Annotated in this window: 8 protein-coding genes and 6 pseudogenes; 7 read left to right on the forward strand and 7 right to left on the reverse strand. The window is 68.7% G+C overall.

The window, feature by feature from the left end:
- Nucleotides 1–138: 138 nt before the first annotated feature.
- The 3 genes and pseudogenes from ACWFR4_RS03995 to ACWFR4_RS04005 form a co-directional block, all read left to right on the forward strand.
- Nucleotides 139–1,012 (forward strand): annotated as a pseudogene (locus tag ACWFR4_RS03995) (IS5 family transposase).
- Between the two features lie 187 nt (nt 1,013–1,199).
- Nucleotides 1,200–2,078 carry a GNAT family N-acetyltransferase gene (locus ACWFR4_RS04000; RefSeq protein ID WP_453650659.1) on the forward strand — a complete coding sequence of 293 codons (879 nt, stop codon included), beginning with the start codon at nt 1,200–1,202 and terminating at the stop codon, nt 2,076–2,078.
- A 66-nt stretch (nt 2,079–2,144) separates the two neighbouring features.
- Nucleotides 2,145–2,661: pseudogene (locus tag ACWFR4_RS04005) on the forward strand (transposase); the annotation flags it as partial.
- Here ACWFR4_RS04005 and ACWFR4_RS04010 read toward each other — a convergent pair.
- Together ACWFR4_RS04010 and ACWFR4_RS04015 are read right to left on the reverse strand one after the other, a co-directional pair.
- Nucleotides 2,645–2,773 (reverse strand): hypothetical protein, encoded by a 129-nt coding sequence (locus tag ACWFR4_RS04010; RefSeq protein WP_453650661.1) that lies wholly within the window; start codon nt 2,771–2,773, stop codon nt 2,645–2,647. The pseudogene ACWFR4_RS04005 and the gene ACWFR4_RS04010 overlap by 17 nt on opposite strands.
- 26 nt (nt 2,774–2,799) lie before the next feature.
- Nucleotides 2,800–4,461, reverse strand: a complete 1,662-nt coding sequence (locus ACWFR4_RS04015) for a serine/threonine protein kinase (protein WP_453650663.1) — start codon at nt 4,459–4,461, stop codon at nt 2,800–2,802.
- Nucleotides 4,462–4,948: 487 nt separating this feature from the next.
- Between ACWFR4_RS04015 and ACWFR4_RS04020 the strand changes: the two genes are divergently transcribed.
- Nucleotides 4,949–6,235 carry a BTAD domain-containing putative transcriptional regulator gene (locus tag ACWFR4_RS04020; protein WP_453650665.1) on the forward strand — a complete coding sequence of 429 codons (1,287 nt, stop codon included), beginning with the start codon at nt 4,949–4,951 and terminating at the stop codon, nt 6,233–6,235.
- 21 nt (nt 6,236–6,256) lie between these two features.
- Here ACWFR4_RS04020 and ACWFR4_RS04025 read toward each other — a convergent pair.
- Nucleotides 6,257–6,397 (reverse strand): annotated as a pseudogene (locus ACWFR4_RS04025) (IS701 family transposase); the annotation flags it as partial.
- Nucleotides 6,398–6,587: 190 nt separating this feature from the next.
- Here ACWFR4_RS04025 and ACWFR4_RS04030 point away from each other — a divergent pair.
- The gene (locus ACWFR4_RS04030; protein ID WP_453650667.1) at nt 6,588–7,430 is read left to right on the forward strand and encodes a maleylpyruvate isomerase family mycothiol-dependent enzyme; all 843 of its coding nucleotides are present in this window, start codon (nt 6,588–6,590) and stop codon (nt 7,428–7,430) included.
- Nucleotides 7,431–7,677: 247 nt separating this feature from the next.
- Here the strand turns inward: ACWFR4_RS04030 and ACWFR4_RS04035 are convergent, their stop codons facing one another.
- The gene (locus ACWFR4_RS04035) at nt 7,678–10,257 is read right to left on the reverse strand and encodes an FG-GAP-like repeat-containing protein (protein WP_453650669.1); all 2,580 of its coding nucleotides are present in this window, start codon (nt 10,255–10,257) and stop codon (nt 7,678–7,680) included.
- 130 nt (nt 10,258–10,387) lie between these two features.
- Nucleotides 10,388–10,648, reverse strand: coding sequence for a hypothetical protein (locus ACWFR4_RS04040; RefSeq protein WP_453650671.1), 261 nt, complete (start codon nt 10,646–10,648; stop codon nt 10,388–10,390).
- A 245-nt stretch (nt 10,649–10,893) separates the two neighbouring features.
- Here ACWFR4_RS04040 and ACWFR4_RS04045 point away from each other — a divergent pair.
- Nucleotides 10,894–11,013, forward strand: a pseudogene (locus ACWFR4_RS04045) (IS5 family transposase); the annotation flags it as partial.
- 67 nt (nt 11,014–11,080) lie between these two features.
- Nucleotides 11,081–12,179: pseudogene (locus tag ACWFR4_RS04050) on the forward strand (integrase core domain-containing protein).
- 23 nt (nt 12,180–12,202) lie between these two features.
- Here the strand turns inward: ACWFR4_RS04050 and ACWFR4_RS04055 are convergent.
- Nucleotides 12,203–12,985 (reverse strand): annotated as a pseudogene (locus ACWFR4_RS04055) (ISL3 family transposase); the annotation flags it as partial.
- Nucleotides 12,986–13,101: 116 nt separating this feature from the next.
- Nucleotides 13,102–13,893, reverse strand: a complete 792-nt coding sequence (locus ACWFR4_RS04060; protein ID WP_382638648.1) for a maleylpyruvate isomerase family mycothiol-dependent enzyme — start codon at nt 13,891–13,893, stop codon at nt 13,102–13,104.
- Nucleotides 13,894–14,033: the final 140 nt, after the last annotated feature.

A 14,033-nucleotide genomic window follows, 5' to 3' on the forward strand; every position in this document is an offset into this window, starting at 1 on the left:
CTCGTCCGACAGTGTCAACTCGGCCTTCGGCCGCCCCGTCCGCGCCATGGAGCAAGCCTACACATCTGAACAGAATTCCTGACTCAGAACACTAGGGCCTGTTGCAAAAGTCGATCTTGGTCGTGAAATGATCACGCGCTGGCGCGTGGAGATCTGACGGACGAGCAGTGGGCCAGGCTGGAGCCGTTGTTGCCGAAAGGCAAGAAGTCCGGCAGGCCGCCGATATGGCCGAGGCGGCAGCTGATCGACGGCATACGGTGGCGGACCCGGGCCGGGACACCCTGGCGGGATGTCCCCGAGCGGTACGGGCCGTGGGATCGGGTCTATGACCTATTCCGGCGCCGTCAGCGTGACGGCACCTGGAAGCGCGTCTTCACCGAACTGCAGGCCCAAGCCGACGCGAAGGCCTGATCACCTGGGATGTCAGCGTCGACTCAACGGTGTACCGCGCTCATCAACACGCTGCCGGGGCGGTCAAAAGGGGGATCTTCAGAAGGAGTCGCCCGGCGGTGTCGAGGTCGAGCCGGACGACCACGGTCTCGGGCGCTCGCGAGGCGGGCTGACCACCAAGGTTCATCTTGCGGTCGAGCAGGGGCAGAAGCCCATGTCAATCGTGATTACGGCCGGACAGCGCGGGGACTCTCGTCAGTTCGAACCGGTCCTGGAGCGGATCCGGGTCCCCCGGCTGGGGCTGAGACGTCCCCGCACACGGCCCGACAAGGTGCGTGCGGATAAGGCGTACGGCTCCCGGAGGAACCGCGCCTACCTGCTCCGACGCGGGATACGATGCACGATCCCGGAGAAGAAGGACCAGATCCGAAACCGCAAGAAGCTTGGCTCCCGCGGCGGCCGGCCTCCGACGTTCGACAAGACCGATTACCGCGAGCGACACGCGGTCGAGTGCGGCATCAATCGCCTATAACGCCACCGGGCCGTGGCCACAAGGTACGACAAGCTCGCCGTTCGCTATGAGGCAACCGTGCTGGTCGCAGCCATCAACGAATGGCTGTGACCACGGTCGCAGCAGCCTTCAGTTAACCCTTTGCCACGCAGCTGATGGGCCGGCTAAGTTCTCCCAGCCGTCCATATCGTTGCGGACCGGCACGTCGACGAGGAGGTGTGGAGCACATGCGCAGGAGTGCCGAGCAGTTGAGCCCGCGTACTGACCTTTGCCACCTCCTCACGACGGAGACAACACCTTGTCGCTTCGCATCACCCCACTGACCGACCCCGCTCATGGGGCACACAGCCGGCGTCTCGCATGGCTGGCGTCCGACGCCGATGCCAACCCTGTCGGAACGGCCTTTCTGCGCCTGTTCGATGGCGGACAAGAGCACCTGGCGGAACTGACTCTCCACGTCCATCCCATGGAGCGCCGCAAGGGCGTCGGCTCCCGGCTCCTCGACACTGCCGTGGCCGCCGCCCGGGACAACACCCGGCGCTGCGTCGTCGCGCAGGCCGGGGCCGGATCGCCCGGCGAGCACTTCCTGCCGGCCCACAGCTTCCGCAAGGTCCTCACCCTGAGGTTCGCCCGCTTGCCACTGGCCGACGTGGACACCACCGCCCTCGCCGAGGTCATCGAGCGTCCGCATCCCGGCTACCGGCTGGCGTCATGGCAGGGAACCGTCCCCGACGATCTGGCCCAGACGTTCGCCGCCTCACGCCGCGCCATGGACGACATGCCCATGGAAGACACCGACCACGGCACCACGGCCTGGGACGTGGACCGGGTCCGGGCTGCGGCGAAGGCCGTCGAACAGCGCGGCGACCACCTGCACACCGTCGTCGCCATCGACACCTCCAACGGCTCGATCACCGGGTTCACCGAACTCGTCGTCCCCGGCGGCGGCACAGGTGACGCCCAGCATTACGGCACCGGCGTGCTGCCCGAGCACCGCGGGCATGGCCTCGGCCGATGGATGAAGGCCGAGGCGATCCGACAAGCCCACGGCCACTACCCAGACCTCGGCGGCCTCCTGACCGACACCGCCGACAGCAACACGCACATGAAACACATCAGCGACAGCCTCGGCTACGTGCCCACGCACACGACACTCCAGTACCAGCTCGACCTGTAGAGACGAACGGACGGGCCGGACCTGGATAGCACCTCGTCCGGCCCGTCGGCACTTTCACAACAGGCCCTGGCCGGATGGGCCCAGTACGGGTACTGCGCCAGCCACTCGCGCTACTTCTGGGGACTACGGTTGCACCTGGTGTGCACCCAGCACGGTCTGGCGATCACCTTCGCACTGACGGGAGCCAAGGCCGACGAGCGCGAGACTCTGCTGGATCTGCTCGCCGTCGAAGCAGAACTCGTCGACGAACGGCCAGGACAGACCGTGATCGGCGACAAGAATTTCCTTCGGCCGCGATTTCGAGCAGAAGCTGACCAAGCTGGGCATCCGGCTGCTGCGGCCCACCCGCAAGGGCGAGGCCGAGCGGCCCGGATCACATCTGTTCAAGCCGCTGTGGCAGGTCATCGAGTCCGTCAACGAGACCTTCAAGGGCCAGCTCGACCTCGAACGGGATCGTGGCCGTACGCCTGGCGGGGTGGCCGTCCGCGTCCTGCAGCGCATCCTGGCTCTCACCGCCGTCATCTGGCACGACGACCATACCGGCCAGACGACGAGACGCGCGCTCACTACCTACGACCACTGAGCCCCTTGGAATCGATCATCCAGGCACCGTCCTGCGCGAGCGCGGCGGATGACACCTTGGGCTGTGTGGACTGCTGGTCGTCCTGCCCGCCGGTGAACACCCTGGCGGGCATCGTGCCATGCTTGCCCAACGGGCAGTTCACCCAGGTGTCGGCAGGCGCCACATTTGGCTCTTGTCGCCGGTGCGGCAGACGTCGGTGATCACTTGCTTGTTCGCGCCGGTATCGGTGAGGCAGCTGTCGTTCACGAACGGCTTGATGTAGTAGGCGCCAGCGCCGGCGTCCACCAGGTCCCAGGACTGGCCGATCGTGTGCTCGTTGCTGAGGACTCCCACGGAGTGCGGGGTGGCCCGCTGGTCCTCGAGGCTGAATCCTTCGGCCGAGCAGGAGGTGATGCCGGTGGAGCCGCCGGGAAACCCACCCACCCGCACGACCCACCCATGGCTGGTGCTGCCGCCCGTGACCACCACACCGCCCGCCCGGGGCCGGTCGCCGGCGAGCCCCAGCGCGCGCCCGCTGCCGACGTTGACGATCGAGCCCCATTGATCGCCCCCGCAGCCAGCCGGACGGCCGGCCTCTGTCTCTGCCGCCGGTCCGGCGGTCGGTGTGCTGCTCTGCCGGGCCGGATCACCATGGCCTCCAGGTTTCGCCGCCGGACTATCCTCAGCCCCGGCCGTTGACGCGGACGGGCTCGAGGAGGCAGCGGAAGGCGAAGCTGACGCGCTCGATGAGGCGGGCCCCGGTTCCGCGTCGGCCGACGCGGAAGACCGCTTTGCAGAGCCGTCACCCTGCGATGCCCTTGCCCCGGGAAGCGTCTCGAGGTAGACGACTGCCCCGGTCGAGACGATGACGACCGGCACCACGGCCAGCAGCGTACGGCGGCGCCCGGGCGTACGTCCGCGGCCCTTGCTGCCTTCCCCGTCCCGTGGAAGCGGCCGCGTCGGGGGCAGTGCGGCGGACAGATCGCCCTGACCCGCCGCCGCGCGCCGCGCGGCGGCGGCCATCACCGCCGCGTTCGCATGCCGCTGCCCGGGTTCCTTGGCGAGCGCACGGGCGACGAAGTCCCGTACCGGCCCGGGAAACGAGGAGGGCAGCTGGGGAACCGGTTCACGGATGTGCTTGAGGGCGACCTCGATCGCCGAGGCGCCGGTGAACGGCGGCTCCCCGGTGAGAAGTTCGTAGCACAGCACACCCATGGCATAGAGATCGGATGCGGGCAGCGCCCCGGCCCCTTCCGCCTGTTCGGGAGCCATATACAAGGCGGTGCCGAGCACCTGGCGGGCGGCCGTGAGGCCAGTGCCCGACGCAGTGCTCGCGATGCCAAAATCGGTGACAGCGACCCGGCCGTCGGCCCGGAGCATCAGATTGGACGGCTTCACGTCCCGGTGCACGATCTTGCCCTGGTGCGCCACGTGCAGGGCCTCCAGCGCCTGGGCGACAATCTCCAGCGCTTCCCCAACCGGCAGAACTCCCCGCTCCTGATGGACCTCGGCGAGGGTTCGCCCGTCAACGAGCTCCATCACGATGTACGCGAACCCGGTTCCCGAGCCGGCATCCGACTCCTCGCCATAGTCGTACACATCGACGATCCCGGGATGCGTGAGCGCGGCAAGGGTCTTGGCTTCCCGGCGGAACCGAGCGGCGAAAGCCGCTTCCTCAAGATGCCGCGGCAGCAGGATCTTGATCGCTACCTCCCGGTCCAGCACCCGGTCCGCGGCGCGCCAGACCTCCCCCATGGCCCCGCTTCCCAGTTGCTCGCCGAGCGTGTATCGGTCACCCAACAAGGTCCCATGACTCCACATACAGCCTCATCACATGAAGAAGGGAGGAGCAGTCTGTGCCCCCCGATCACCTGCACCATCACGGGGGACACCATCACGATCAGGGCGCGCCCAGCCGTCGGCAATCCCGTGTTTGCCTCGTCCACACCGGCTTCGGCGACTGTCCCCGTCCCTCCATAACAGTTCGTCGTCAATCTCGGATATTCGCGACACCACAGGAGGTACTGCTGAGTGCGACCGCCGCTTCTGCGGTCAACGGTGGCCACCAACTCCACTGCGGGGATTCGGCATTCCTTTTGGTTGTGCGGGTTACGTAATGTCGTGGCCACCACCGTGTCCCGGCGTGCTGCAATATCGATGAATTTTCGATGACGTGGGCAGCGTAGGAAACGGAGGCTTCGCGGTGGACGGTGGAAGTCCTCAAGCGCTTCGGTTCGAAGTGCTCGGGCCGCTGCGGGCATGGCGGGGCGGGATACCACTGGAGCTGGGCCCGGTCAAGGGACAGGCCGTGCTGTCCGCCCTTCTGCTGAGCCAGGGCGCCATGGTGAGTCATGAGCGGCTGCTCGACGCGGTGTGGGGGCTGGGGCTACCCGCCGGCGGTCGCAAGGTACTGCCCACACACGTCAACTCGCTGCGCAGGACGCTTGATCCGGACGGCACCCCGCCCGCGGAGTCGGTGATCCGCAGCGGCAAGGGCTGGTACCGCTTCGCCGTCGAGGGGGTCCGGCTCGACACGACGGATCTGGAGGAGCGCAGCCGCGAGGCGATGCGGTCCGTAGCGGCAGGAGACTTGGCCACCGCCGCAGATCAACTGTCCGCTGCCATCGGGCTGTTCCGGGGAGAGCCGCTGGCCGGCCTGCCGGGACCGTTCGCGCAGGAGGAGCGACGGCGATGGGAGGAGCGGCGGCGGACGCTCCGGCTGGAGTGGCTCAAGTGCCTGGTTCTGCTGGGCCGTTACGGGGAGGGCCTGGACAGCCTCAGCGGGGTGGCGTCCGCCTCCGACCACTACGACGAGTCACTGACGGCCCTGCGCATGCGGGCCCTGTACGGCTGCGGACGTCAGGCGGAAGCGCTCAGGGCCTACGAGGACATGCGCGTACGACTGCGTGACGAGCTCGGAGCCGATCCCGGTGAGGAACTGCGTCGGGTGCACGATGCGGTGCTGCACCAGGACGGTGCCTTCCTCCTGCGTCCGTCCCCGTCGGTGCTCTCCACACCGTGCGAGAGCGCCGTGCCCGCCGAACTCCCACACGACACTCCGGGTTTCGCCGGACGCGTCGGCGAACTCGACCGACTCCACACACTGCTTCCGCCCGCGCAGGAGCAGGGGGCGGCGCACACCGTGGCCATCTCCGCCTTCGGTGGTGCCGCCGGCATCGGCAAGACCGCGCTGGCCGTGCACTGGGCGCACCAGGTCCGCGACCACTTCCCTGACGGCCAGCTCTACGTCAACCTCCATGGCTTCGACCACGACCGGCAGCCCCTCGAGCCCGGCGAGGCCCTTGAACTGCTGCTGCGCAGCCTTGGGCTCTCGGCGTCGGATATCCCCCCGCACCACGAGGCCCAGGGCCGCGTGTTCCGGACCCTGCTGGCCGACCGGCGCATGCTCGTCCTGCTGGACAACGCGGCCTCCGCCGAGCAGGTACGTCCCCTGCTGCCGCCCCACCGATCACTCGGACAGCGATCTCCAGACAGTCTCCACGCGCCCCCACGACCCGCCGAAGACGAGCAGACCCGCACCATCCGGCACGACCGACTCGGAGGACTGATCCATGAATACACGCAGGTCGCATAGGGGGTGACAAGGGTTGTCGGCACCCACAGGGTTCGCGTCCCCGGCATGCTCGGAGAGCGTCCAGCAGTTCTTGCGCGGCAGGTCCGACAACAGCCCGAGCACCAACGCCCGTTCCCGGCGCCGAGGTTCCACCCGGACGAACCGTCCCGCGATACGGCCCATCAGGACCTCGAACGTTTCCTGCCAGCGGGCAGGATCTATGCTGTGACCTGCGGCTACCGTCTGATCTTCTGTCTTCACACACCGATGATCACCGGCGGCCGCACCCATTCCCGGATCTGCCCCCCAACAGCACGACCACCGGAACCTGCGCACCAATATCAATGTCAGTGCCGGGTGATAGGAAGCTGGGATGACCCAGACACCTGCCTTCGAAGACCTGCTGGCCCTGGTCCAGGACCGCTCCGCCGCACTGCGCAGTAGCATCGCGGGCTCCCCCGATCTGGATGTCCGCGTCCCCAGCTGCCCCGACTGGTCGCTCCGCGACCTCGTCGAGCACCTTACCGACGTGCAACGGTTCTGGGCGGCGGCGGTCGTAGCCGGTCCCAGCGAGAAGCCCCCGACCGTGGCACCGGCCGATGACACGCTGTCAGCCGACCTACTGGCCCGCTCGGCCGCAGCCACCCAGGAGCTGATCGCCGCCCTGCGAGCCGCAGGTCCCGCGGCGGACTGCTGGACTTGGTGGGGCAGCTCCGACGTCCCGACGACCAGTGGTGCCGTGGCGCGTCATCAGGTCCAGGAGGCCGCTGTCCATGCCTTCGACGCCCAGCTGGCCACCGGAACTCCCCAGCCCGTCCCGGCGGTTGTAGCACTCGACGGCATCACCGAGTTCATCGGTATCAGCCATGGCACCGCTGGCACTTGGCCGCACGAGCCGGCCCGGATCGGCCTGCACGCCGCCGAGGGCGAGTCATGGCTGGTCGACGTGACGGAGTCGGGGTCACACCTCATCGACGGCCAACATGAAACGGACGCCTACCTCCACGGATCCGCGAGCAACCTGTTGCTCGCCCTGCACGGTCGCCTCCCCTTGGACAACCTGCGAAGCGAGGGTGACCGCGCCACCCTGGAGAACCTCATGAACTGGCCAGAGCTGGGTTTACCTCCCAGCCCGAGAAACCCTGCAGGGCGGGCCCCTACGCTCTGGCCGGCGGCCCTCCGCCAGCAAGATCGCGATCTACAGCTGGAGTACTAGACCCGCTGGCCACCTGGGTCCTCAATTCCTCACCGCATGCTGCCGCCTCCGTGTTGGAGGACGTGGCCTTCGAGGGTAGCGAACTGGTGCGGCGACCCGTCGTTCGCCCTCCCTGGTTGCTTCCCGCTGGCGCGCCTACTCGTGCCCACGGCCGGAGCGCGTCGCGTTGACGCTCGTGTGCCACGACCCTGTGCCCTGAGTACGGTGCTTATGTATGGCTCAGGGCACGGGGCCGTCCACCTATGAATCAGGGTGCGAGGACGCCGCCGAGGCGGGCGCCGATGGCGGTGCCGAGCAGGTTCTTGCCGTTGTACGTGGCCGAACTCAGGCCCAGGCCGGTGCTGCCTGCGGGGACGTACAGGAACGTGCCGTCGCCCGTGTCTTCGCCCGCCGCGCCGAGGACGAGGTCGGTGCGGCCGTAGCCGGACAGGTCGGTCAGGACGACGGCCGAACCAAGATTGTCATCGGTCTCGGTGGCGCCGGGGACGCCGCTGGTGTCCTGGGAGATCGCCACGGCACCGGTGCCCGTCGGCCCGGCCGAACTGCCTTTGAGGAGCAGGGTGGTTCCGGTGTTGGAGCGGTTGGTGGCGTCGCGGGTGATGTCCTCGTTCGGGGCGCCTGCGAGGACGTCGGCGTAGCCGTCGCCGTTGTAGTCGCCGACCGCGACGGAGGCGCCCATCGCGTCGCCGGACTCGGCCGCGCCGGGCACCCCGGACGTGGCCTGGCTGATCGCCTTGGCGCCGGTCGCGGTCAGGCCGCTGCCCGCGATGCCGTACACGGCGGTGACCTGGCCGCCCGAGCTCGCGCCGGACTCGGCGGTATACGGCTGGCCGATGGCGAGGTCGTCGGTACCGTCGCCGTTGAGGTCGCCTGCGGCGACGGAGCGCCCGCCCTTGACCGTGAGCACTCCGACCTTGGTCAGGCCGCTGGTGCCACCCTTGAACCAGACGACCCGCCCGATACCGCTCGCGTCGCGGTAGTTGAGGGCGACGTCCGCGTACCCGTCGGTGTTGAAGTCGCCGCTGGTGGCGGCCTCGTAGGCGAGGGTGCCGGTGGTGGAGAGGGTGCCGTACTGGGTGGACTTGCCGGTGAGGTGGGCGTTCCAGGAGCCGCCGTTGCCGGTGCCGGCGGCGAAGATGTCCGCCTTGCTGTCTGCGTTGAAGTCGCCGACGGTGAGTGCGGAGCCGAGCCGGCTTCCGGCCGCCGTGACGCCTGAGGTGGTGTAGGTGGAACCGGAGTTGAGGCCGGGGCCGTTCAGGACGGTGATAGCGCCGCGGTCGGCGTTGCCACTCGTATCGTCCTCGCCGGGCTGGCCGACCACAACGTCCGCGTAGCCGTCGCCGTTGACATCCCCGGTCCCAGTCGTGGTGCCGAACTCGTCGCCCGGCTCGCCCGCGCCCGGCACGCCCGAACTCGACTGCGAGATCAGCCTCTTGGCAGTTGTGACCAGGTCGTTGAGGCCACCGGGCACGACGGCGATCTGCCCACCGCCCGCCCCCTTGGGCATCCCGGCGACGAGGTCGTTCACCCCGTCGCGGTTGGTGTCGGCAGCGGCCGGAGAGGCCGAGGCCGTGGGAGACGCGGCCAGGGCGCCCAGGGCGGTGAGCTGGTCGTGCAGGTTGGCGCCCGGGCACGCGGTGGCCATGAGGTCCTGGTGGCTGGTGATCCGCGGCACGGTCGCCTGCTGGCCCGCGGTGTAGCGGCCGTTGTCGAACTCGGCAGTCAGCGTGGCCGTTTCGCTCGGCTTCTCGCCGTACAGGCCGAGCTTCCACCCGGCGATCCGGGCAATGGCCTTGAGCGCCGCCTTGCTCGGCTTCGCCGTCTCCATGTTGCCCAGCAGCGAGATACCAACGGTGTCCGGGTTGAAGCCGAGCGTGTGCCGCGCCTTCACCGGCAGCCCGACGCCGCCCTTGCTGCCCTCGAAGATCTGCCCGCACTTGTCGACGACGAAGTTGTAGCCGATGTCGCCCCAGCCCTGCGTCTTGACGTGGTACGCCTGAATCGAGCGGACCATCGCCGCGGACTGCGCGCAGCTGTAGCTGTTGTTGCCCGCCTCGTGGTGCACGACGACGGCTTTGACGCTCGGGCTGTAGACGGTCGGGCACTGCACGATCGACTCGTCCGCGCCCCACTGCGCCCGCGAGATGATCGCCGGCTTCGGGACCGGCCCGGAGGCTGGGGTGGTCGGCGGCGCGCTCAGTCCGTCCAGACAGCGCGGACCGGTGACGGAAGTCGGTGATGCGGACGGGGTGGCGTTCTCCGCCTCGTACGCGACCGGCCCGACGCCACCCCCTGCCTCTCGTACTCCCGGGTCGACCAGGTCAAGACGCAGAGATGCGGGCAGCTTGCGCTTGCCATCGACGCGGGCCTCGACACCGTTGGACGGGCCGACCCACAACGGCTCGGTGGCGCCGCGCAACCCGGTACCGGTTCCATCCCGCCCCAAGTCGGCTGGCGTGTCCGGGAGTTCGAGGGTGCGCCAGTCGCTCCACTCACCGGTCTCGATGCCGCGCGTGCGGACCTCGACCGTGCCGGTGAGCCGTTCCTTCGCCGTCGGCCAGCTCACCCCGACCAGCGAGAACGGGCCGGTGGCCGTCTGCTGACGGGACCGACCGGTCGCCGAGGACCCGCCCAACGCCAGCGTGCGCACCGCGGCGGGCCGGGCCTGCGCCCCCTGCCCGCGAGGCTCGCTGTCCGTGACACCAAGGGCGAACGCGGCGAGTACGCCCGACCCCAGGACCGCGGTGGCCAGCGACGGCAGGCCGATCGTCCGCCACCGCCGGTGCCGCAGCCGCCGTCTACCCGTCGTCCCGCGTCTGTCGGCCATGCCGTGGTCCATAGGGTTCCGTTCCTGTGATGGTTTGCTCGTCGCTCTCGGGCTCTGGCCGTGCGGCCGCCACGTTTGTCCAGCGCACCAGGGGGCTCAGGTGTCACACGGGCGCCGGACAGGCTCGGGGCTATTTCTGGCGGGGCGGAATGTTGGCGATGCACACGGCACGCCCGTACGCCCCGGAGGCGGTGGCCATCTGGATTTCGCGGCCGCTCACGGCGATGCGGCAGGAGGCATGGCCACCGCCGGCGCCGAGTGGCACGGTGACGGTGGCGGGGCCGCTGTCGGGGGTGACGTGGGCATAGGCGTGCCAGGGCAGGTGGGTCTTGCGCCGGTGGCCGTAGGAGGCGTTCTGCTCCTGACCGTCCTTGAGGTTGAGGCAGAACAAACCGCCATAGAGACCGCAGTCAAGATGAGACGACCTCTAAAAGAGCGATTTGCCCCTGCGGGGTTGTTTGGTGGGGCTTCAAGCGGTGAGGGCTAGTGGGGCAGAGGTGTTCCATTCGTCGACTGAGGCCTGCCTTGCGTCGGCAGCCCGTTTACTGCGGTTCGCTCTTGTCTGATCCCAATGCGCCCCCGCTTGACCCTGTTTGCGCCCTGGGGAGACGGGCTGTTCGCCGGTACTACCGAAACATGACACGACAACGCCCGTATCCCTGTGACCTCTCCGATGCACGTTGGGAACTGATCGGGCCCACGCTCACCACTTGGCGGGCCGAGCGCAGAGCCAAGGGCCTGGACATCGGCCGCCCTGCGCCTGCCGAAAATGTCATCCATGCAGCTCAGGAGCGTCTTCGACAGTGCGGCAGGATAAGCACTCGTGCTGCTGCGCCTCGCCTGCCTGACCGTCACCAACCTGTTTGCTGTATTGCGGCTACTGCCGATGAGCGACCGCGACAAGGACGCGGAGATCCTCGCCTTGCGTCACCAACTCGCCATCTTTGAGCGGCAGCTCGGCGCGGACCGGGTGAAGTTCACTGCGGAAGACCGGGCATTCCTTGCCGCTCTACTGGTACCCCCACCCTGTCAGGTCCTGCGCCGGCTCCGGTTACTGGTCCGGCCAGACACCGTCCTGCGCTGGCACCGCGACCTGATCAAGCGGCGCCATGCCCGCACGTGCCGGCCGAAGAAGCCGGGCCGGCCGCCCACGGTCCGCTCAATTCGCGCGCTGATTCTCCGCCTGGTCCGAGAGAACCGGGCCTGGGGCTATCGCAGGGTGCACGGCGAACTCGCCACCCTCGGCATCCAAGTCGCCGCCTCCACCGTCTGGGAAATCCTCACCTCCGAGGGCATCGACCCCGCGCCCTACCAGGCCGCCACCACCTTTGCCGACTTCCTGCGATCTCAGGCCGACACCATCCTGGCCCGCGACTTCATCGAGACCATCACCCCTGACCCGACAGCGCCAGTACATCCTCGCCGTCATCGAACACGCCACGCGCCGCATCCGGATCCTCGGCACCACCGCCCACCCCACCGCAGCCTGGGTGACCCAGACGGCCCGGCGGAACCTGGCCATGGACCTGACTGACACCAACGCCACCCTCACGCACCTGATCCGAGACCGGGACGCAAAGTACCCCGCCCTCTTCGACCAGATCCTGGCCGACGCCGGCATTCACGTCGTGCGAACCGGCATACGAATACCGCGCATGAACACGATCATGGAACGCTGGGTCCAAACCTGCCGCCACGAACTACTGGACCACACCTTCATCTGGAACGAACGACATCTGCACCACGCGCTCCGCCAGTTCGAACTCCACTACAACCTCCATCGCCCCCACCAAGCGATGCATCAGGCAGCCCCCTTACGCGCTGTCCCCGAACCGCTCACCCCTGCACAGATCTCCCACCTCGACGTACGACGAAGAGACCGCCTCGACGGAGTCCTCCACGAATACCAACATGCCACCTGAACTGCGTGGATGGACTCTTCGGCAGGCGCAGGGTCGATGGTGGCCCAGCAGCCGGCATGCGCGCGGACCTCGAGCTGGGCTTTGTCGCAGAGGTTGCGCCAGAGGTGCCATCCGTCGCTGACCTGCACCGCGTCGGGCAGGGCGCGGCGGACGGCCTCGGCGTAGGTGGCCGAGCCGTCCTGGCACACGACCTCGACACCGGGATGCTCGCGCAGCCAGGACTCCAGGGTGGCCATCTCGCGGTCGGGCAGGACCGCGATGCGTCGGCTGGTTTCGGCATCCGTGATGACCGTTGCGTAGCGGCGGCGCAGGGCGAAATCGTCCACGCCGATCACCCGCGGGATGGCCTGCTTGGGCAGCGGCAGGCGCCGCGGATGGCGCAGCGCGGTGCTGCGGGAGACGGGCACGGCCAGCAGACCGGCCAGGCGTGCGGCCGCCCGGCCGCATAACTCCCGTGCCACCTGCGATATCTGCGCGGCGAGACGCACAGTGCGGCGCTGATGGCGCTTCAGCAGTCCGGGAATCTGCTCACGGAAGGTCTGCCGCGAGCAGCCCAGAACCGGACAGACCAGCCTTCGTACGCGCAGGTGGTCGACGACCGGGCGGCCGTCGACCGGCACGTCCCGCACCGTCCGGCGGTGGTACCCGTGCACCCTCGCCGCTGGCGTTCGGCACGCCGGACACGGCACCGCCACATCCCGGGTGCGGGCCGTGCCCACCACCTCGTCACCGTCGCCCGTCACGTCCTCGACTACCAGCGCCGACAGCCCGGAAAACACCGTCCCGATAAGGGAGTTGACATCCATCACGAGATCATGATCGCGGATGGCTACTCGGCGTCACCACCGACTTCGGGCCAGACCCGTTGGTTGGACAGTCCCGCCGCACCCCTGAGCGGTCGGCCAGGACGATGGCTGCCGTCTCAGAACGCGGAGTTGGCGAACCAGTGCGTCAGCAGGTCGTCGTCTCCCTCGTGCGAGAGGGCCGTGGAGTCGTGGTGCAGGCGGCCGTAGACGAGCAGCAGCAGGTCGCGGGCGGTACCCCGGATGGTCGCGTCAGCGGTGTGCGCGTCCGCGCTGGCCGTGGCGAGCCCGAAGCTGTCGGGCCGCAGGCGGACGAGCCAGTCGCCGTCGCCATCAGTGGCGCGGAAGCGGATGGTCCTGTCGGGGGCGCGCAGGTTGGCGACCTTGGGGGCGAAGAAGGCGGCAAAGGGCAGGTTGACGAGGAACTCGTCGATCCCGTCGACCGCGACCGCGCGGTCGATCGCGGGCTGGAGGCCGAGTGTCAGCTCGGCGTCGGCTCGGTGCAGCAGGGTTTCGAAGAGCATCCGGCGTGCCCAGAAGCGCGCGTGCTGGTCGGCGCCCCACGCCCACATCGGCAGCCTCGGGTCGGTGGCTGCGAAGGCGCCCGCGGCCACGGTCGCGCTCTCGGTCAGCCAGTCGGGGTACTCGTCGTGCCGATCCGGGAGGTGCAGGTCCACCGTGCGGCTCTGTGGGGGTTCTTGGATGGCCGCCCTCTGCAGGGTTGAGAACCAGCGCTGGACGCTGCCTGTGTGCTTAACCAGGTCGGTCAGTGTCCAGCCGGGGCAGCTGGGTACTGGGGTCGTCAGGTCGGCGTCCCTGACCGCTGCGACGAGCCGGGCGGTCTCGGCTGCGACTTGCGTGCGGTGGTCGACCGGTGCCGATCCGTCGTCGGGGCGGGGCGAGGTCTTCATCGAGGTGTGCCTTTCTGAGGGAGGCCGGTCTTGGCGGGCGACGTGTGGTGGGAAGGGCTCAGGGGGCTGTGAGGCCACGGCGCCGACAGTCCCGGGCGCAATGAGGAGGCCGAGAGTGAACCGGCTTCCGGTGCGTCGGG

Source organism: Streptomyces sp. NPDC055140 (genome assembly GCF_053607285.1).

What these genes read in the sequence shown, in the direction of transcription:
- ACWFR4_RS04010 (WP_453650661.1), bottom strand. Translation starts at nt 2,773, where the DNA reads ATGCCCGCCAGGGTGTTCACCGGCGGGCAGGACGACCAGCAGTCCACA.
- ACWFR4_RS04015 (WP_453650663.1), bottom strand. Translation starts at nt 4,461, where the DNA reads ATGTGGAGTCATGGGACCTTGTTGGGTGACCGATACACGCTCGGCGAG.
- ACWFR4_RS04030 (WP_453650667.1), top strand. Translation starts at nt 6,588, where the DNA reads ATGACCCAGACACCTGCCTTCGAAGACCTGCTGGCCCTGGTCCAGGAC.
- ACWFR4_RS04035 (WP_453650669.1), bottom strand. Translation starts at nt 10,257, where the DNA reads ATGGCCGACAGACGCGGGACGACGGGTAGACGGCGGCTGCGGCACCGG.
- ACWFR4_RS04060 (WP_382638648.1), bottom strand. Translation starts at nt 13,893, where the DNA reads ATGAAGACCTCGCCCCGCCCCGACGACGGATCGGCACCGGTCGACCAC.